The 815-nt window shown below is 65.6% G+C and carries 1 protein-coding gene; it reads left to right on the top strand.

Annotated elements, in window-relative coordinates:
• Positions 1–636, top strand: a 636-nt coding sequence (locus AHiyo1_RS24145; RefSeq protein ID WP_172465519.1) for a hypothetical protein, incomplete at its 5' end; no start/stop codon positions are given.
• Between the last annotated feature and the right edge of the window lie 179 nt (positions 637–815).

Here is an 815-nt window from a genome sequence, read left to right as displayed (position 1 = left end):
GTCAACACCGCCAATCCCGCGGGCTATGGCGCGTGGTGGCCCGGATCCGATGCGGAGGTGGGTCTGGCCGGGCCCAACCCGTATGGGAGCTGCGACGGGTCAGCTTCGGCGGCGTGCGCCTACCTTTACGGTTACGGAATGGCCTTCGACGCCGTCACCCGGTACGGCGTGCCCGATCCCGCCAAGCGCCTGTGGTGGCTGGATGTGGAGACCGGGAATGCATGGTCTTGGGACACCGTGGCCAACGCCGCAGACATTGAAGGCATGGCCGCGTTCCTGCAAAGCATCGGCGCCCAGGTTGGCATCTACTCAACCTCGTACCAGTTCGGGCTCATCGCCGGCCAGCTTCATCCCGACAGCAATCTGAACGGACTTAAGAGCTGGCTTGCCGGAGCAACATCACCAGAGACTGCGGCGGAACTCTGCTCGGCCCCGCCCCTGACTGCTGGCGGCGTGGTTGTGCTCACCCAATTCACCACGGACTTCGACTACAACTACTCCTGCCTTCCGCCCGCACCGCCGCCACCACCACCGGCACCTGCTCCCGTAGTGGCCCCGCCGAAGCCTCCGGCCCCGACGCTGACCCAAGACGCCAGCGGCAAAAAGAAGCCGGTACTGTCCGTAGCGCAGAGCTGAGGGCCCGGCAGCGAGGTTCGTGACGCGCCGTTTCGTGACCTCAGGCAACGATGGACCAGACTTAGGGACGTGACCAACAAACCCCGCCCCGGCCTAGCGATCGCTGCACTGAGTCTCGGGACGGCGCTGAATCCGCTGAACTCGTCGATGATCGCGGTCGCACTGGTGGTGCCTGCGCC

The sequence above is a fragment of the Arthrobacter sp. Hiyo1 genome (assembly GCF_001263615.2).
Taxonomy (GTDB): domain Bacteria; phylum Actinomycetota; class Actinomycetes; order Actinomycetales; family Micrococcaceae; genus Arthrobacter.
Note: the sequence above shows the minus strand (reverse complement) of the source record. Positions and strands in the feature narration are given on the sequence as shown.